Source organism: Mesorhizobium sp. M8A.F.Ca.ET.021.01.1.1, from assembly GCF_003998025.1.
Lineage (GTDB): Bacteria > Pseudomonadota > Alphaproteobacteria > Rhizobiales > Rhizobiaceae > Mesorhizobium.
Genome location: NZ_RZSJ01000001.1, coordinates 21314 through 39281 on the forward strand (window position 1 = coordinate 21314; position 17968 = coordinate 39281).

The following is a 17968-nucleotide window of genomic DNA, read 5'->3' on the forward strand; positions in this document are numbered from 1 at the left end:
CATGAATGAGACTATGAGAATGGCTCAATACGTAAATAGTCGCCGGCAAGCTCCATAGAGCTGGGTTCCGTGCGGTGCTCCGCGATGTCTAAGTATCGACCCGCTTGCTCAAATCGCAGCGCTCATCGAAGGCCAGCAATACCTCATGCAGAGCGAAAATCCTCAACCGCCCGTTTCAAAGACGCTCGCCCCATTTCGAAACAAGGTGTTTCGCTCAATTTGGGCGGCCACCCAGATTTCCAGCCTCGGTTGGCTAGTGCAAACGGTCGCCATCAGTTGGCTTATGGCAACGATTTCAGCGTCCGACCTCATGGTGGCACTCGTCCAGGCCGCATCCACATTGCCGGTGTTCTTCCTCTCAGTTTTCGCCGGAGCCATTGCCGACAACTTCAGCCGCCGGTGGGTGATGTTTGCGGGACACTGCCTGATAGCATCGGCGTCGACGACGCTGATGATTTCTGTGGGTCTGGGATTTGTCAGTCCTTGGCTGATTCTCGGGTTAGGTTTCCTGGCCGGCTGCGGCTTTGCCTTGAATGATCCGGCTTGGCACGCTTCGGTCGGCGATATCCTTCACAAACGCGACATTCCGGCCGCAGTGACGCTTATGTCCGTCGGATACAACATTGTGCGCAGCGTTGGTCCGGCCTTGGGGGGCGTGATCCTGGCCGTCTTTGGGCCGCTGGCCGCTTTCGCCTTGGCTGCGGTGAGTGATCTGGCGCCCATAAGCGCGATATGGCGCACCAAATGGGAGGTCCGCTCTTCGCCTCTCCCTCGTGAGAGAATGACGACGGCAATTCATGACGGAGTGCGCTTTACTGCGATGTCTTTGGAGATCAGGGCAGCGACCGCCCGAGCCGCTCTTTTCGGATTGGCAAGCATCTCCATTCTGGCGTTGCTCCCCCTCGTCGTCCGGGATCAGTTGAAGAGTGGGCCAATTGTCTACGGTATCTTATTGGCCGGCTTCGGCATGGGTGCTTTCATCGCGGGCATGGGCAACGGCTTCTTGAGGAAGGTCACGTCTCAAAACAGGCTGGTGGCCTTCGCCTCTGTGGCTTGTGCAGTCTGTTGCCTCTCCCTTGCCCTTACATCGTCGATTCCTGTGGCGGCCATTTCGCTGGCGCTCGGCGGAGCGGGTTGGCTTATCACCTGGACGGGCATTGACGTGTCGGTGCAGTTGGCAAGCCCAAGGTGGGTTGTAGGCCGCACGCTCTCCATTTACTACGCCTTGAGCGCAGGCGGTATGGCTGCTGGCAGCTGGATCTGGGGTTCTGTCGCGCAAAACTATTCCTTGACCTTAGCATTGGAGGGCGCCGCAGGCGCTCTGTTGCTGGTTGCAGCAGCGGGGATCGTGTTGCCGGTCCGTCCCTGGGAAGAAACCGATCAAGAAAGTTCAGTTTTTCATCCGCCGGACGTGGCTCTCGATCTGAAACCCAGAAGTGGCCCTATCGTGGCCAAGGTCGAGTATTTGATATCGGAGGAAAATATCGAGGCCTTTCTGGGCTCCATGCGCACGCGGCGACACGTCCAGAGCCGTGCCGGTGCACGAAACTGGACGCTCCAGCGAAATCTGCAAACACCGTCACTTTGGACGGAGACATTCCGCACCCCCACCTGGATGGACTTTCTCCGCCTAAATCATCGACTCACCGCAGCAGATAAGGAAGTCGCCCAGCATCTCCTGTCACTGCATGAAGGAGAGGTGCCTCCGCAGACAGTGCTTTCGATTGAACGGACGACCGAGGCAATTCGTACCCGTACCTCGACAATCTTTTCTCGTCCTCCAAGATGACGCCATCAAGCTGCTGTCCAGGGACAGGGTGGATCACCGGTGCTTTGCAGAGCACAGCCTCACACCGAGAGCAGCGTGCTCCGGGTTGTGCGCTTTCGCGCGCACCCAGGCGAGATGATGGTGAACGCGGCGTCAAGTGGAAGTCCCCTGCATACGCTTGCGGAGTCTTCTGCGAGAGCCCATGCCGACGAGCGCCAAACAAGGTTTGATGCCTTTCGGCGTCGTGGCCTCAACTCATCGATTCGCGAGAAAAGCATCGAATGCAGCAGCAACGGCGCGAACAACAAAGCGGTGCTCCGGCCGCACGCGGATGAAGCCGTTTTCGACGTCCAGGATCCCCTCCTCAGCCAGCGTCACCAAACTCTCAACTGAATCGAGAAAACGAGCTGGTTCGATTTCGTGGGCGGCACAGATGGTCGGCACGTCGGCCTCCAAATCGCACATCAGTCGCTCGATGATCGCTGCGCGCACCCGGTCATCGTCGGTCAGACGGTGACCCTTTGATGTCGCCAGACGTCCACTTGCGATGTGCCGGGCGTAAGAATCCCGTGTTACTTCGTTCTGAACATACCCCTCGCGGACTCGGCCAATAGCCGACGCGCCTAAGCCGATCACGTTTTGCAAGTATCGGCCGAGTATCCCAGCGAATTACGCCGTAGGCGCGCCCGGTCTTCTGCGCTAGCGCGAGTTCGTCGTCCGGCGGAGCGAAATGATCGAGCCCGATCTCCCGGTAGCCAGCGCCAACCAGTGTCTCGGCGACAGCTGCAGCCTGTTCGGCGCGAAGATCGCCGTCCGGTAGACCTGCCTGCTCGATAGGCGCTGGTTCTTTATCACGGAAGGAATATGCGCGTATCCGAACACCGCAAGCCGGTTGGGGCGCATGGCGACCGCAGCCATCGCGGTCTGGATGCAGGACTGCACAGTCTGTTTCGGTAGACCGAAGATGAGGTCGAAGTTGATATGGCCAACGCCATGCCGGCGGAGATTTTGGACTGCAGCGGCCGTCTGCACCTTACTCTGGATCCGATTGATCGCCTTTGCACATCGGGATCAAAGCTCTGCACGCCGATGCTCGCGCGGTTGACACCGTTAGCTGCCAAGGCTTCGGCCATTTCCGGTGTGAACGTTCGGGGATCGATCTCCACGGTGATCGCAGCAGTTTTGCTGAAAGCGAAGTGGCGGCGTAGAAATTCCATCAGCGCCAAGTGCTCGGCTGGCCCGATAAGGTGAGGCGTTCCGCGCCGAAATGCACATCGCTCACCGGCAGCCCTTGCCGCACTTGCTCCGACACCAAACTGATCTCCTGACGCAGCACCGCTAAATAATTAAGGATCGGGCCGTTGCGACGGATGACCGCGGTAGGGAAGCCGCAATACCAGCACATGGATCGGCAAAACGGAATGTGGAAATAGAGCGACACCGATTCGTCGGCCGGGAGGCCCCCCAGCCATTCCTCATAATCGTCAGCACCAACTGCCGCAGAGAAGTCTGGCACAGTCGGATAGATGGTATACCAAGGCGGCCGGGGGTCCCGGTACTTTGTCAGGATTGAGGTGTGCAAGGAGCTGTCATCCCACGTCGCTGATCCATCATTCTTTCGTTGCGCGCTCGTCCTGGTCTCTGACCTAAGTCAGTGCGTCCCGCTTATGTCGCAGTCTCGTTTGGACAGGATGGGGTCAACCACGCCGGGGAGCGCGCGTGCCATGGTTGCGCCTGAGGTGATGGTGCGGTGCCGCATTCAACGTCTGAGTAGTACGTGACGCCAGTGCAGTGTGCTTGAGGCGTCTGCGGAAGAACTTTGCAATGCGAAATTCATGTCCGACGCAACGGACCTGTCAAGCCTCGTTCAGACGCCATCCAGGTCCAGCCAGCGGCCTTCCCTGCCGGCCGAAAAACCATACCGGCTTTAGCCACCGAGACGCTCTAAAGCTGACGTCGGCTCATTTGATGAAAGGAGGACGCCGCTAGGGGGTGCACAAGGTTCCCCGGCTTGACGTCGCTTCGAGCGAAGAGCGGCGGTGTGGCTTGTCGTCAAGCGCCGGGCAGCGTGCCCCCTACCGATATCCCGAAAAGATCGACCAAGATGGCCATGCCGACGCCACACGCGGTCTGGATGAGGCCGACCATGAAAATGCGATTGGCGCGTTCGTAGATGGGGCGCCGCAAGGAACTCATGTCGAGCAGCATGGACAGCGCTCTCATCTGCAGTGCGATGCCGAGCAGGATCGGCACTACGGCGAACAGATCGTAGAGTTGCCATGGCAAGGGGTTCGCGGCCCAATGAGTGAGGAAGCCGAGCGAAAAGGCAAGCAGGATACCCACGGCAGTGATTGTGCCGTTGCGGAAAATGGTCTCGATCGGTTCTTCCTTCGGATCGTGCTCGTCCAAGCGGCTTCCTTTCGTTGCTCTTTCCGTCGAGACTAAGTTCTCGAGAATGCTGTTCATCGCCAATTACTCGAGGCGAGCCGTAGGCAGCCGTTTCAGGGTGCGCTCCCTCTCGCTTCCGGCCGCGCAATGTACCTGCACGGCGAACTTACAGCGGCGAAAAGGTGCTGCGGCCACCATGCGACGCCTCGGACGCGCACGCCCTCTGTTCCTGGCGCAGCCCTTGCGGAGCGTACGCGCAGTGATCCTTCTCGGTAGCGCATGGCGCGGCCTCCGTTGCGGTCAGACGGGAAGCCGTCGCTGTTAAACGAGACTGTCACATATCGAACATGGCGAACCGTGTCGCACATTGCTTTTCGCAGTGACCCTCAAAAAAAGTGATTCCAGCGAGACGAAGGCGCGTCGGCCCGATTTTGGTGTCGGCCGCATTTACGCTTCAGGTTGGCATGTCGCTTGCTGCTCTATTTCGGAGAGCTGCAGCGGTCCGACCGGAGTGTTTCACATGTAAACGATAATGAATCTCCTAACAGAAAACACTATTATAAGTACATGTGGCTTTTACGCTGGCTCACCTCTCGTGTCAAGCGCTTTGGCGTCCACATATTGGAGACAACACGCACAAAATTTAGAGGAAAAGCTTGCTCTTTCGCCTCTATCCTTTTTATTCCTTCATGGAGATCTAGACATGTACATCAAGAGTCCTCTTCTCGGCTTAACTGCTCTGATGACCGTTTCCGTCGGTCGAGCAGCTGGCGCCGAGCGGGAACCGGCCGAGTACATCAAGATCTGCGACGTCCTCGGCTCGGGATATTCCTATATTCCCAACACCGAGACCTGCCTGCGCATCGGCGGCTATGTCCGTTACGATATCGGCCTGGGTGACGTCCGATCGTATGACAGCGCAAGAACCTCGGACGTGAGAACTGGCGAGGACCAAGGCACTTGGCGAAACAGCACACGCTTCACGTTCAAAACTTGGACCGGCCAGCAGACCGAGCTCGGCGCGTTGACGACCTATACCGAAACCCACGTGAATTTTGGCAACAGCGCTAACTCGCATGACAGTCCTCAGAACTATGATTTCAACAGCGGCCTCGCACTGGCTTCTGCCTGGGTCGAGCTGGGAGGCCTGCGAGTTGGCAAGGAGGGGTCGGCCTTCGATACGTTTGTAAGCTACGCTGGCGACGTTCTCGATAGTATGCTCGTTCCGTCGGCCGGCTTCGACACCAACGTGGCTCAGTACCACTTCGACGCCGGCAACGGCATTTCGACTGTGATTTCGCTCGAACAAGGATCGGGCTCAGCCGGTACTATCGACAGCTATATTCCGCACGTTGTCGCCGGCTTGAAATACACGCAAGGCTGGGGCTCGATCACCGGCGTCGCGGCTTATGACAGCAATTACGAAGCTTTTGCCGGCAAGATCCGCGTCGACGTCGCTGTCACAAACCAGCTGTCGCTGTTTGGACTCTTCGGCTACGGTTCCAATGCCAGTCTCAACGAGGACTCAAACGGCGCAATTGCCAATCATGGGCGCGGCTCGTACAAAATCTGGAACGGCCAGTGGGCTTTCTGGGCGGGCGCCACCTACGAGTTTGACGAGAAAACTTCGTTCAACCTTCAGGTCTCGGGTGATCAGCTCAAGGATGCTGGTGTGGCTGCAAACGTCGCCTACATGGTCGTTCCCGGCTTCACGGTCACAGCCGAGGTCGATTACGACCACTACGGCAACTCTGGCCTCGGCCCTGCCGAGCCTACCGCCGTCAAGGGCACGAGCAAGCCGAACAGCGTCGGCGGCATTCTCCGCTTACAAGGCTCATTTTGAAATCTCTCCAGTCGCGAGCATGGCAAAGGCACTTGCCTCGACAACGCACGCATGGAGAGCTTCGTTCGCCATCTTGAAGTCTGCATCGACCGTCCACGGCCCATCGTACCAACTAGAAACTGAAAGTTATGAGCCCTGTGTACTACACCTAGCCCTTGACCTGCCCGATGAACCGGCCAGGGGCCGTCAGTTCAAATTCGGGGCCGCTTAGAGGGCAGTGTGAGGCCGTGTTAGGTAAGCGCCACTGCAATGTCGAGGCCGCGACACGCCTGTCGCTTTGGACGGCTGGAATTGCCCTTCGCGGCGCCATTCATTCTCTCAACATTTACGTGATAATGCACGCTGAGTCCGAGCCGCGTGGCAGCACCCATCCTAGGTCACTATCGGGGGGCCTTAAACCTGAACAGCTCCATCGTCGCGGCTGCTGCGGAAGCAGGAGCTATCACTGGGACCCGTACTGGTGCTTGTCAGCCGCTGAGCCGCTACTTCGTCTTAGGAAGAGCATTGTCCTTGCCAAAAGCCGGCCAGTATTTCGAGATTGCCAGTGTGGCGCCGGCTGAAGAGAAATGACCATAGTCGAAATATAAAAACTCTCCTCTATCGGAATAGGCGCAGCGTCCTGCGCTGCACAGGAATTTCAGCGGATCGATGAATGTGGCGCCTTTGGTAAATGAGCGCACACGTTCGTTGATGTCGGGGTCCATCGCGATCGGCCAGGACGTATCGTCCAGATTTTGGCGCTTGGCGAAGAACGCAATTTTCCGGACGTCAGTTGGGAACTGCGGAGACTGGCCGATGACAAACACGCGCACGCCCAGGGCACGAAGCGTAGCGATTGTTTGCTGAAGACCGTCGAAACCTCTGACCTCATAGTCACTCCATCTACCGCTGAGGATAACCGTCTTGATGTCCGCTTCCAAGATGACGTCCAAGGCCTTGCGATTGAACCGGACACAATCAAGACGATCGTAAGGGTAGTAATAGAGTATCGGCGCGCAGCTGGCGTACGTATATTCAACGATGTTCGCCTGCAATCGATTTATGTTAGCACCCAAGCCGGAAACATAGTGCGCGGCGAAGGAGTCGCCCCACAAAAAAACCGTTGTTGGAAAACCGCTGGTGCGCGTGCAATCCTCCATATTCCAGCTTTCGATCCGGCTGGTGCCCTCGTTGAAACAGATGCCATTCCTCCAGTCCCCGACGGAAATGCGCCGCTGGACATAGTCCGGAAACCGTTGCGGAAAGCCATTGCCGAGCGCCCCCGCCGCTCCGCCGGCACAAAGGACAACGATCGCGAGCGCTGAAAAGGCGAAGATAGGCCCCGGGGAGGTGAAGGCCCTCTTCTGTCGAAACGGCTGCTCTACAAACTTCCAGGAGAATGCAGCCAATGCGAGGCTTGCCACCAACATCGCACCGGTCATCAACGGATCGAGTTTTTGGAACGAAAGATAGTGCGCGAACGCATTGAGAGGCCAGTGAACAAGATACAACGAATACGAGATGAGCCCAATCCAGACCAGCGGCCGGACTTCGAGCATGCGGGTGGCGACCGTCGAGGGGGTATTTTGGCCAACATAGATCAGAAGGGCCGTTCCGATGCATGGATACAAGGCGTTGTAGCCTGGGAACGGATCACTCGCCGAAATCGCGAAGAACCCGATGGCGAGAAGGCCAAATCCGGCCACCCCCACCGACTCCATCAGGAATCGGTTGCCCAGCGGCGAGGGGCATTTGAGCATGAGCAGGGCGCCCAACATGAGTTCCCAGATTCGGGTCGGCAGCAGATAGAATCCGGCGGTGGGTGCCAGCGATGTCGCCATCACCGCCACTACGAAGCTGCAGAGAATTATCGGAAGAAGTGTCGTCAGCCAGCGCTTCCCGATGTAGCGATAGATTAGGAACATCAGGATTGGTGCGAAGATGTAGTACTGCTCCGCTACGGAAAGCGGCCAAGTGTGCAACAGTGGTAGAAGCGCGGCATCGATAGAGAAGTAACTTGACGTTTTCCAGAAGAAAACGTTCGACCAGAAGGTCGAGGTAGCTATGATGCTAAGACTGAATCCGCGCAGATCCGGTGGCAGAAGAATGAACAATGCTGCAATGCAGGTGAGAAGCATCACAAAGACGAGCGCCGGCAGAATGCGCCGGGCACGGCGCCAGTAGAAGTTGACGATGGAAAATTGGCCGCGTTCAAGGTCATCCAGGAGGCTTCCGCTGGTTAGGTAGCCGGAGATGACGAAGAAGATATCGACCCCGCTAAAGCCACCCGGGATCGCCGAAATTCCGAAATGAAAGAGTACGACCGGAAGTACAGCAACGGCCCTAAGGCCCTCGATATAGCGCCTATATTGCATCCAGCGGTTCCTTTTATTTTAGATCAGGACGCGATTGGAAGCTTTCAATCTCCGGTAGGAGTGCTGCCGAGATAAGGGCGGTATCAGCCACCTTTATCCGTCCCGAATGTTCTGTAAGTTGCAACTGGTACAGAAGCACGATCGCCATCGCCGGCCTTGACGGCCTGATTGTCGAGCAGATCGCGCGGATCGTTGACCATCACGGCCAGGTTATGTCCTGTCGAACAACCAAGCGGCTGTTTGAAGGATTCTTCATTGGGTAAGGCACCATATGAGGGACAGACCGGCGGACGGGCGTGATAGACAATCGCCTCAATTCGCACTGAGCCGGCGTCGTGTTGATCGCGCAATTGAATGTTGTCTTCTTCGATTGCCAACTGCCTGGCCTGATGGGCTACCCCTGCGCTGAGCTGGGGCGAACCGCTGATGAGGAGGTGGATGGCATCGAACCGGCCGCGACTGGCCTTGTCTAGGAAAACACGCAAACGCTGCCGTTCGGAAGCGCGCAGGCTTTGCAACGTCAGGACGGTGGTCTCCTCTCGGACAAGCATTGGTGCCGATGGTTCGACATCAACTGGCGTAGTGCTTGTGCAGCCACTTACGCTTGGTGCCAGAGCGACAAAGAGGATTATAAAACGCAACATCTTTGGATGACACTATTCGATGATGAAGCCGAGACCGCCCTGGGCGCTTGGCGCGCCCGCACGGATAGCAGCGCGGTCTCGCGGGGGACTTGTCACGGAATTCGTCGGAGCGCCCCCTCCGTTCAAAGCCGGTGCCGCCCGCTCGGTCGGTGCGCTCATCTGGTTTGGGTTGGAGCCTGGTCTTACAATGTAAGGCGTAACTAGAATGACCAGTTCTGACTCCTCTTTTTGAAACGAGGTCGAGCGAAAAAGCGGTCCCAGGATCGGCAGTTCTCCGAGCCAGGGAAAGGCCCTGACATCATTGTTGACGTTCCGCCTGATTAGACCGCCGATTGCGAAGCTCTGGCCGCTGGCGAGTTCGACGACCGTATCGGCTCGGCGCGTGGAAACTGCCGGCACGGAAATTCCGTTGATTTGCACGGCACCTTGCGTCGACAGTTCACTGACTTCGGGCGTTACGTGAATGTTGATTTGATTGTTGCTGAGAACTGTCGGCACAAATTCCAGACTGACGCCGAAGTGACGGAATTCAACCGATACCTGCCTGTTTTCCTGCAGGACAGGAATGGGAAATTCGCCGCCCGCGAGAAAGCTGGCCTTTTCACCCGACATAGCGGTGAGGTTCGGCTCAGCCAGGACGGAAGCTATATGCTCCTTGGCGAGCGCGTCGAGAACCGCGCTGACGTTGACGGCACCGTTGTCGAATCCGATTTCTGCTGTACCGCCACCCTGGGTTGAACCAGACCCAGCGCTTGCAGCGCTTCCGCTTAGAACGCCCACTTTGAAATTGCCGATTTGACCGAAGGCGGACAAGTTGACGCCGAGTGACTTCATGGCGCTGCGTGAGACTTCGGCTACGCGCACGCTGAGGTTAACTTGCAGGGATCCAGCGACCTTGATGTTGTTGACGACTTGCGCTCCGTCGCCCAGATATTGCTCAGTGACTCTTTTTGCGGTGTCGGCGACCTCTGCGTCGGGCGCCGTCCCGCTAAGGATTGCGCCGCGCGGCGTATAGTTGACGCGGATGGGATAGTCGCCGACCTGCTCCCGCAACATGGCGCGTAAATCCCCGATCGGTTGCGTGACAACGATACGCAATTCGGCGAGAGGCTCGCCATTGCCATCCAAGGCGAATAGGCTGGTCCGCCCCGATTTCTTGCCAAAGACGAAGATTGTTTTGCTCGATGGCGCCTGAAAATCCGCGATCGTGGGGTCAGCAACAAAGATGGTCGTGGCTGGCGCGGGCAGATGAACGGTCTCCCCGAGCGAAGAGGAAAGGGTCAGCGTGGCGTTGATGCTATTCGAAGCCGCATGCGGCGGGCCTTTGTCCTGCTTGTTTTGCGCCGCGACACCAAGTGGGAAAGTCACAATAAGCGCGCAGAGGAGATGGCCCAGGTAACGGGGAACTGCAGGTCTTGTAACCTTGTTGGCGATCGCCCGCCAATTGAGCGCATGGCAAGGATGTTGAAGGATCAGCAAAATAGATCTTCTTTCGATTCGACAAACTATGCGGACGAGGCGTCAGTCAATTCTAGGATGTAACCAATGCCTCGGATGGTCTTGATCCGTGGCGTTGCACCTGATCTGGTCAGATGTCCCCGTAAACGATAAATTCCGACTTCAAGCGCGTTGGCAGACACGTCGTCGTTGAATGAATAGAGGTGATCTTCCAATTGCGCACGGGGCACGATGCGGCCTGCCCGGTTAAGCAGGTGCTCTAGAATACAGAGTTCGCGACGTGCGATCATCATTGGGTGCCCATCAACGAAAACCTGGCGGGCGACCGGATCAAAGTCGAGATTGCCAAATACGAGCCTCAGGTCGGTCATCTGTGTCGCCCGGCGCAGAATGGCTCTCATTCTGGCAATAAGCTCATCGGTAGAGATGGGTTTGAGCAGAAAGTCGTCCGCACCACCGTTGAAGATCGCAATTCGCTTATCGAGATCGTTAAGGCTGCTCATAATGACGGCAGGAACTGAATGCCCGTGGGTCCTCAACTGCCTCAGCCAACCCAAGCCATCGCCATCTGGCAGAGCCAATTCCAGCAGGAGAATTTCATAGCTGGCGCAAGAAAATGCACTCGAAGCCAGTTCCAGAGTACCAACGACATCAACGACGAAGCCGCCATCCCCGAGCGCAAGTCGCATGGCGCGCGCAAGATCCGCATGATGATCCACGAGCAGCGTTCGCATTTCATCTCCTCTCGAAGAGGGACGGCCCATCGAACGCGTCACCGGCGGCCATCTGATCGGAGCACACGGCGCGCAACTCGTCGCAGCTCTCGGAACTGGTCCGAGTCGGAGGGACATGCAAGTCGCTCGGTGGCAATAGGCGCGGGTGAGGACCAACTGACGGGCTCAAATACGCCGGTCGGCGAACCCACGAGGCCAGCAACCCGCGTGCGATTTCTCGTTGCATCATCTCTCCTACGTGCAGCCCCTGCGCTCGCAAGGCAGCGTCGCGGCTCAGAGCCCGATTCCCACAGAGGGTAGGGTTAGCTTTCGAGAAACTGATTGAACAAATCGATTATTTGGATCGAATGCATCCACGGTATGGATGCAGCGCACCATCTTCAACGACTGCGGCGTCCTGATGCACTGTTGTGTCTGTCGTGCTCTGCTTTTTTCGCTGTCCTTCAAGGCTGGCGAGCCTGGTGGAACCTGCGCGTCATTGGCTTGGTAGCTTGAATGCTCAACAACGGAGCGCCCTGCGCAAAGCCGCTCTCATTTCCAAAAAGCCTTGCAATCTGGTTGGAGCACTTCGCGCTCGACACCAAAATAGGCGAGGAAAACTGACGTCTGACAGGGATGTACATGCAACAGCCGATTTGCGGCACCAGCAAACGACCGCGTTCAGGCTGAAGATCGACGACCAACGGCTCCTCGATTTCCGCACCGACCGCTTTTACAAGCTCTTCCTGTGCGGGCGGATGCCGGCAAACAGCAGCACAGGGTCAGCGAAACCGGGAGCGGGCCTGCTTGATCGCCATGATCACATTGCCGCTGTCGCGCGTGCGGAGCGGAATGCAATCGGTCCAGCCGGCGGCAATCCGGTCAGCACCATCGTCTGCACGAAGCTCCCTGACGAAGACGTGCCCGAATGCGCTCAACAAAGCCGGGCGGCGGATCTTTCCAATCGCCGAAGGTGCGGGCTGGCACCGAGCGGCGAACTGCGAACTCATTCCTGCCCGGCGGCGCTGGCCGCCGCGAGCGTCGATGCGGACCCAGCCGCTCCGAATCCTCCCACAACACGATGAGCGCGTCGCGGACATCGCTGCCGTAACAGCGGCTGCGGCTCTTGCCCGCAGACGGCCTCTGCTCACGACGGTTCATAAGACGGATCGCGCGCTTGCGAATAATAGCCGGTTACCGCCTCGAACTCATCCAGAATGCGCCGCTTGTCAACGCCGCAATAAAGCTCCACGATCGCCGCTTCACCGTGTCGCCATGCTGAGCCGCGCCATCCTTCCCCCGAACCGGAATGGCACGACCTGTCCATCCCCTTTGGAACAGGACACTATTGGTAACATTTTGCTTGAGGCAATGCGGCTCGTTGCCTTCCTTTTCGCTGACCGGAAGGGTACCGGAAGTCGTCTATCGCATTTTACCCGCTGAAAGCGGCAACACCTCGACCTCAATCGCAGATCATAGGAAATAGACGATCGCGTCGGGGCCTCAGCATCGGTTCACCGGGTTTCCGTCATCGACTGAAGCGAATTGCCCCATCGACCGTCACCGGGTGGGCCGCGATACGTCGCCGTGTATGATTAGCGAGCGCACGTAGCGGAGCCATAGCTCTCCACCCAGCCATGTTCCCCTAGTTGGAAAATGTCCGGCGGACCAGAGGTGCTGTCGTCAGCTTTTCCTGAATAGCGGCCAAGGCAATCCCTACCAGTCCATCACCACCTTGCCGGAACTGCCGCTCTTCATCGCATCGAAACCGATCTGAAAATCGTCGATGCCGATGCGGTGGGTGATCAGGCCGGAGACATCCAGCGGACCCTGCACAAGCGCGATCATCTTGTACCAGGTTTCGAACATCTCGCGGCCGTAGATGCCTTTGAGATGCAGCATCTTGAAGATGACCTTGTTCCAGTCGATCTCGAAGCCGGTCGGCGCGATGCCCAGAATGGCGATCTTGCCGCCATTGTTCATGGTGTCGATCATGTCGCGGAAAGCGGGGGCGGCGCCTGACATTTCGAGCCCGACGTCGAACCCCTCGGTCATGCCGAGCACCGGCATGACGTCGCGCAGCTTCTCCTTCGAGGCGTCGACGACATGCTGGACGCCGAGTTTCTTGGCTAGCGCCAGCCGCACCGGGTTGATGTCAGTGATGACCACTTTGCGCGCGCCGACGCATTGGGCGACGAGCGCGCCCATGATGCCGATCGGCCCGGCGCCAGTCACCAGCACGTCCTCGCCGACCAGATCGAAGGACAATGCGGTGTGGACGGCATTGCCCAAGGGATCGAAGATCGCGGCAATCTCATCCGGCACATCGTCGGGGATCGGCACGACATTGTGCTGCGGGATCGCCAGATACTCGCCGAAGGCGCCTGGACGGTTGACGCCGACGCCGAGTGTGTTGCGGCACAGATGCCCTCGCCCGGCGCGACAGTTGCGGCAATGGCCGCAGACGATGTGGCCTTCGCCCAATACACGCTGGCCGACCTTGTATTCGGTGACCGCTGCGCCGAAATCGGCAACGGTGCCGACGAATTCATGGCCCGTCACCATCGGCACCGGCACCGTCTTCTGCGCCCACTGGTCCCAATTGTAGATGTGCACGTCGGTGCCGCAGATCGCCGTCTTCTTGATCTTGATCAGCACGTCGTTGGGGCCGATTTCCGGCACCGGCACCTCTTCCATCCAGATGCCCGGTTCGGCCTTGGCCTTCACAAGCGCCTTCATCATGTTCGACATCAGGATTTCCCTATTCCGTGATTGCGCTTCTGGCGAGATAGCCTGCACAACGGGAAGGTAGGCCACTAACTCGTTTGAACGTCCGGAATGGTCAGCCCCGCCTGCTCGGCCTCGCGGCGCAAATTCTGACGGGGCCTGGGGCCGATCTGCTGGATCACCAATCCGGCTGCCAGTGAGCCAAGGTCGCCGCAAGTCTGCAGGTCGCGGCCTTGCGTGTAGCCATGCAGGAAGCCGGCGGCATAGAGATCGCCGGCGCCCGTCGTGTCGACCAGTTCCTTGATGGCGGTCGCCTTGATCACCACGGTCTCGTCGCCGCGCACGATCACCGAGCCTTTTTCCGAGCGGGTGACGGCGGCGATCCGGCAATCCTTGCGGATCTGGGCCAGCGCCTCGTCGAACGACGATGTCTGGTAGAGCGACTTGATCTCGTGGCTGTTGGCAAAGACGATGTCGACCGTGCCCGAGCGCATCAGGTCGAGGAATTCGTCGCGGTAGCGGTCGACGCAGAACGAATCCGATAGCGTCATCGACACTTCTCGGCCTGCCGCGTGCGCCAGCTTCGCCGTCTGGCGGATTGCCTCCTTGGCGCGCGGCGGGTCCCACAGATAGCCTTCGAAATAGGTGACCTTGGCGCCGGACGCCTTGTCGGCTTCGACATCCTCAGGGCCAAGCTCGACGCAGGCGCCGAGATAGGTGTTCATCGAGCGCTCGCCGTCGGGCGTGACGAAGATCATCGAGCGCGCCGTCGGCGGCTCACCCTTGAGCGGCGTGGTGCCGAAGGCGACGCCCTGCGCATGGATGTCGTGGGCGTAGATTTCGCCCAGCGCATCGTTGGAGACCTTGCCGAAGAAGGCCGCGCGGCCGCCAAAGCTGGCGACGCCGGCCGCCGTGTTGCCGGCGCTGCCGCCGGACGCTTCGATCGCCGGACCCATGCGGCTGTAGAGCAGTTCGGCGCGTTGTGTGTCGATGAGGTTCATCGCGCCCTTGATGATGCCGTTGGTCTCGAGGAATTCCTCGTCGCACTGGGCGATGATGTCGACAATGGCATTGCCGATGCAAAGCACGTCATAATCCGGCATCAAAATCTCCGCCAAAACCCGAGCCGGCTTCTTGCCACGCCGGCCGGGCGTGGTCTCGCGAGTTGAAATGGGTTGCCGCATGCGCTTGATCCAGCCGCCCTCACGCAGCTGCCGGTCCGGCTTCACGCAGCAAATCGTCAGCTTTGTCCGTCTTCTCCCAAGTGAACTCAGGCTCTTCACGCCCGAAGTGTCCGTATGTCGCCGTCTTGCGGTATATCGGCCGTAAGAGATCAAGCATCTTGATGATGCCTTTCGGTCGGAGATTGAAAACCTCGAGAACAAGGCGCTCGATCCTTTTTTCCTCGATCCTTGCGGTTCCGAAGGTATTGACCATGACAGAAACCGGACTGGCCACGCCGATCGCGTAGGCAAGCTGAACCTCGCAGACCTCTGCAAGGCCGCTGGCAACGATGTTCTTCGCGACATACCGGGCGGCATAGGCCGCCGAGCGGTCAACCTTGGATGGGTCCTTGCCCGAAAAGGCACCGCCGCCGTGACGCCCGGTCCCACCGTAGGAATCGACGATGATCTTCCGTCCTGTGAGGCCGCAGTCGCCGGCAGGCCCACCGACCACGAACCGCCCTGTTGGGTTGACCAGAAATCTGATCCCCGAAGTATCCAGGTGGGCCGGCAGGACCGGTTTTATGATCTCCTCAATGACGCCTTCGCGGACCGTGGCTTGTGAGACCGCTTCGTCATGCTGCGTTGACAGGACTATGGTATCCAGCGCCACCGGGCGGAGCCCTTCGTAGCGTACCGACACTTGAGATTTCACGTCCGGACGCAGCCAGCCAAGCTGTCCCGCGTTCCGGACCTCGGCCTGTCTTTTCGTCAAATGGTGAGCGAGTTGGATCGGCAGGGGCATCAATGTATCCGTCTCGTTGCATGCGAATCCAAACATGATGCCCTGATCCCCTGCCCCTTGCCCGAGATCCTGCCCTCGTCCTTCATCAACGCCCTGGCTTATGTCGGGCGACTGCTCGGTGAGGGCCAGAACGACGGCGCAACGTCGACCATCAAAGCCAATCGCATCATCGTCGTAGCCAATATCGAGTATCGTATCGCGGGCGACTTGGCTGTAATCGATGTGGGCATGGCTGGTGATCTCGCCAGCCACAACGACCATCCCCGTCTTCACCAACACTTCACAGGCGACGCGCGCCTTCGGATCGGTGCGCAGGACCGCATCGAGAATGGCATCGGAGATGTTGTCTGCCATCTTGTCGGGGTGTCCCGCGCCGACGGATTCGGAAGAGAACACGAACTGCCTGGTCATAAAAATGCCCTCGCTTCAAGTGCTGGAGTTAGTGAGGAGTTTCTGGATTGGGGTGGCTTATCGGTCGCGGATGCCGGGAACATCGAACGCAGTGCAGAAGTCGGCAACGTCTCTTCGTACGCTCGCATGAACTTCCTGGTCATCGGGCTGGCGGCAGACCGAGTCGATGAAAGCGGCGATCTGCACCATCTCCGTTTCGCGCATGCCCATGGACGTCACCGCTGGTGTCCCTAAGCGGATGCCGCTTGTCAGCGCCGGATGCCGCCGGTCGCCCGGGACCATATTGAAATTCGCAATGATGCCTGCACGCGATAAGCGCTCCGCATAGGCTTTGCCTGACAGCGGCCGGTCCCGAAGATCAAGGATCAGCATGTGATTGTCAGTGCCCCCAGTGACGAGTTCATAACCTCGCTCCAGAAGCGCCTGGGCCAGAGCCTTGGCGTTGTGGACGATCTGCTGACCGTAGACACGAAAGGACGAGTTCGCTGCTTCCTGCAAAGCGACGGCAAGCGCGGCGATAGTATTCATATGCGGTCCGCCTTGCAGAAGAGGGAACACGGCGCAGATTGTGTTTGCTCTTCGGATGATGGAGGGGCTGATAACGGTCTTCATTCCTTGATAAAATGAAGCCACCCCGGGGACCGCGGATCGACTTGTGAGAGGTGCTGGTGACCACATCGCAATGGGACACGGGGTTCGGATGCACTCCTGCGACAACCAGGCCGCAGATGTGGGCGATGTCAGCCACCAGATACGAGTTCACCTCCGAAGCAATTTCGGCCATTGCCGCGTAGTCAAAAATACGCGGATAAGCAGTTCCGCCGACCCAAATTAGCTTCGGGCGTTCCCGCTTGGCGGTCTCGCGCAAGTGGTCATAGTCAATTTGCTGTGTCTTTTCGTGCAGCCTGTACGGGACGCGCTGATAATCGCTGCCGGAAAAATTGACGGACCAACCGTGAGTCAGATGGCCGCCTTCGGGTAAAGGCAAGCCCATGACTTTGTCACGGGGGCTCAAAAGCGCGCGATAGACAGCCTGGTTGGCTGGCGAGCCTGAATAAGGCTGGACGTTGGCGTGTTCACTGCCAAATAGCGCTTTCAGGCGCTCGATCGCGAGGGTCTCAAGCTCATCGACGATCTCGTTTCCGGCGTAGTAGCGCGCACCGGGGTATCCCTCGGCATACTTGTTGGTGAAAATCGACCCGGTCGCTTCCAACACCGCCGAGGAGGCAAAGTTCTCGGAGGCGATCAGTTTGAGAGTTGTCCGCTCCTGACGCTCCTGTCTTAGAAGCAGTTCGTGAACGCGGGAGTCGACGGCGGCTAAGTGAGGCCGCCCGTAAGTGTCGGGCTGCGCGATGGCGCCGCCGGCGGAGTTATCCATGGTAGTCGCGCTCCATTTGGACTGATCTATTTCACGATCAAGCAGGCGGTCCCTTCAACCGCGCGTCTTGTATTGCTTCCAGGCGTTGTAGGTCTCTTTTATGATGGCCATCATCGTGGGGCAGGAGATCGACCACCAATTGAGCCAGCCCGCCATCCTTGCCTCCTGCTTGCATATGGTACGAAGACTGCGGACGTTGTTCGTTGCAGCAAAGAAAGTTGGCTCTGCCCAGCCGCCGAACGTGGCGTCGAACCTGCTCGCGAGGCAGACTGGTAATATCGGCCAGCTCGCCGACGGTTAGATCCGCATGCGCGCA

At 58.5% G+C, this 17968-nt stretch carries 11 protein-coding genes and 3 pseudogenes; 3 read left to right on the top strand and 11 right to left on the bottom strand.

Annotation, left to right across the window (positions count from 1 at the left end; genetic code table 11):
• The first annotated feature begins 145 nt into the window (after positions 1 to 145).
• Positions 146 to 1789 carry an MFS transporter gene (locus tag EOA36_RS00110; protein WP_126063923.1) on the top strand — a complete coding sequence of 548 codons (1644 nt, stop codon included), beginning with the start codon at positions 146 to 148 and terminating at the stop codon, positions 1787 to 1789.
• Between the two features lie 234 nt (positions 1790 to 2023).
• Here EOA36_RS00110 and hemN read toward each other — a convergent pair.
• Positions 2024 to 3350: pseudogene (hemN, locus tag EOA36_RS00115) on the bottom strand (oxygen-independent coproporphyrinogen III oxidase).
• Positions 3351 to 3820: 470 nt separating this feature from the next.
• Positions 3821 to 4177 (bottom strand): hypothetical protein, encoded by a 357-nt coding sequence (locus tag EOA36_RS00120; protein WP_024505577.1) that lies wholly within the window; start codon positions 4175 to 4177, stop codon positions 3821 to 3823.
• Positions 4178 to 4859: 682 nt separating this feature from the next.
• On the opposite strand from EOA36_RS00120, the gene EOA36_RS00125 reads away from it, so the two are divergent.
• A complete protein-coding gene (locus EOA36_RS00125) occupies positions 4860 to 5999 on the top strand; it encodes a porin (RefSeq protein ID WP_126063922.1) in 1140 nt (379 codons plus the stop codon).
• A 482-nt stretch (positions 6000 to 6481) separates the two neighbouring features.
• On the opposite strand, the gene EOA36_RS00130 is transcribed toward EOA36_RS00125, so the two are convergent.
• The 9 genes and pseudogenes from EOA36_RS00130 to glyA all read right to left on the bottom strand — a co-directional run bounded on the left by EOA36_RS00130 (position 6482) and on the right by glyA (position 17652).
• The gene (locus tag EOA36_RS00130; protein ID WP_126080682.1) at positions 6482 to 8353 is read right to left on the bottom strand and encodes an acyltransferase family protein; all 1872 of its coding nucleotides are present in this window, start codon (positions 8351 to 8353) and stop codon (positions 6482 to 6484) included.
• Positions 8354 to 8436: 83 nt separating this feature from the next.
• Complete coding sequence (locus tag EOA36_RS00135) at positions 8437 to 8997, bottom strand: CpaD family pilus assembly lipoprotein (RefSeq protein ID WP_063169261.1); 561 nt, start codon at positions 8995 to 8997, stop codon at positions 8437 to 8439.
• A 12-nt stretch (positions 8998 to 9009) separates the two neighbouring features.
• Positions 9010 to 10431, bottom strand: coding sequence for a type II and III secretion system protein family protein (locus tag EOA36_RS00140; RefSeq protein ID WP_050580548.1), 1422 nt, complete (start codon positions 10429 to 10431; stop codon positions 9010 to 9012).
• A 71-nt stretch (positions 10432 to 10502) separates the two neighbouring features.
• Positions 10503 to 11189 carry a response regulator transcription factor gene (locus EOA36_RS00145; protein ID WP_024505585.1) on the bottom strand — a complete coding sequence of 229 codons (687 nt, stop codon included), beginning with the start codon at positions 11187 to 11189 and terminating at the stop codon, positions 10503 to 10505.
• Between the two features lie 812 nt (positions 11190 to 12001).
• Positions 12002 to 12170, bottom strand: a pseudogene (locus EOA36_RS37920) (transposase); the annotation flags it as partial.
• A 714-nt stretch (positions 12171 to 12884) separates the two neighbouring features.
• On the bottom strand, positions 12885 to 13919 hold the full coding sequence (gene tdh / locus EOA36_RS00155; RefSeq protein WP_126063920.1) for an L-threonine 3-dehydrogenase: 1035 nt from the start codon (positions 13917 to 13919) through the stop codon (positions 12885 to 12887).
• A gap of 65 nt (positions 13920 to 13984) precedes the next feature.
• Positions 13985 to 14998, bottom strand: coding sequence for an adenosine kinase (locus EOA36_RS00160; protein WP_126063919.1), 1014 nt, complete (start codon positions 14996 to 14998; stop codon positions 13985 to 13987).
• Between the two features lie 100 nt (positions 14999 to 15098).
• Positions 15099 to 16274 carry a methionine adenosyltransferase gene (metK, locus tag EOA36_RS00165; protein WP_127275149.1) on the bottom strand — a complete coding sequence of 392 codons (1176 nt, stop codon included), beginning with the start codon at positions 16272 to 16274 and terminating at the stop codon, positions 15099 to 15101.
• Positions 16275 to 16331: 57 nt separating this feature from the next.
• A pseudogene (glyA, locus tag EOA36_RS00170) lies at positions 16332 to 17652 on the bottom strand (serine hydroxymethyltransferase).
• A gap of 100 nt (positions 17653 to 17752) precedes the next feature.
• Between glyA and EOA36_RS37045 the strand changes: the two are divergent.
• Entirely contained in the window at positions 17753 to 17953 is a 201-nt protein-coding gene (locus EOA36_RS37045) for a hypothetical protein (protein WP_024505365.1), read from the top strand.
• Positions 17954 to 17968 lie beyond the last annotated feature (15 nt).

What these genes read in the sequence shown, in the direction of transcription:
- EOA36_RS00110 (WP_126063923.1), top strand. Translation starts at nt 146, where the DNA reads ATGCAGAGCGAAAATCCTCAACCGCCCGTTTCAAAGACGCTCGCCCCA.
- EOA36_RS00125 (WP_126063922.1), top strand. Translation starts at nt 4,860, where the DNA reads ATGTACATCAAGAGTCCTCTTCTCGGCTTAACTGCTCTGATGACCGTT.
- EOA36_RS00130 (WP_126080682.1), bottom strand. Translation starts at nt 8,353, where the DNA reads ATGCAATATAGGCGCTATATCGAGGGCCTTAGGGCCGTTGCTGTACTT.
- EOA36_RS00135 (WP_063169261.1), bottom strand. Translation starts at nt 8,997, where the DNA reads ATGTTGCGTTTTATAATCCTCTTTGTCGCTCTGGCACCAAGCGTAAGT.
- EOA36_RS00145 (WP_024505585.1), bottom strand. Translation starts at nt 11,189, where the DNA reads ATGCGAACGCTGCTCGTGGATCATCATGCGGATCTTGCGCGCGCCATG.
- tdh (WP_126063920.1), bottom strand. Translation starts at nt 13,919, where the DNA reads ATGTCGAACATGATGAAGGCGCTTGTGAAGGCCAAGGCCGAACCGGGC.
- EOA36_RS00160 (WP_126063919.1), bottom strand. Translation starts at nt 14,998, where the DNA reads ATGCCGGATTATGACGTGCTTTGCATCGGCAATGCCATTGTCGACATC.
- metK (WP_127275149.1), bottom strand. Translation starts at nt 16,274, where the DNA reads ATGACCAGGCAGTTCGTGTTCTCTTCCGAATCCGTCGGCGCGGGACAC.
- EOA36_RS37045 (WP_024505365.1), top strand. Translation starts at nt 17,753, where the DNA reads ATGATGGCCATCATCGTGGGGCAGGAGATCGACCACCAATTGAGCCAG.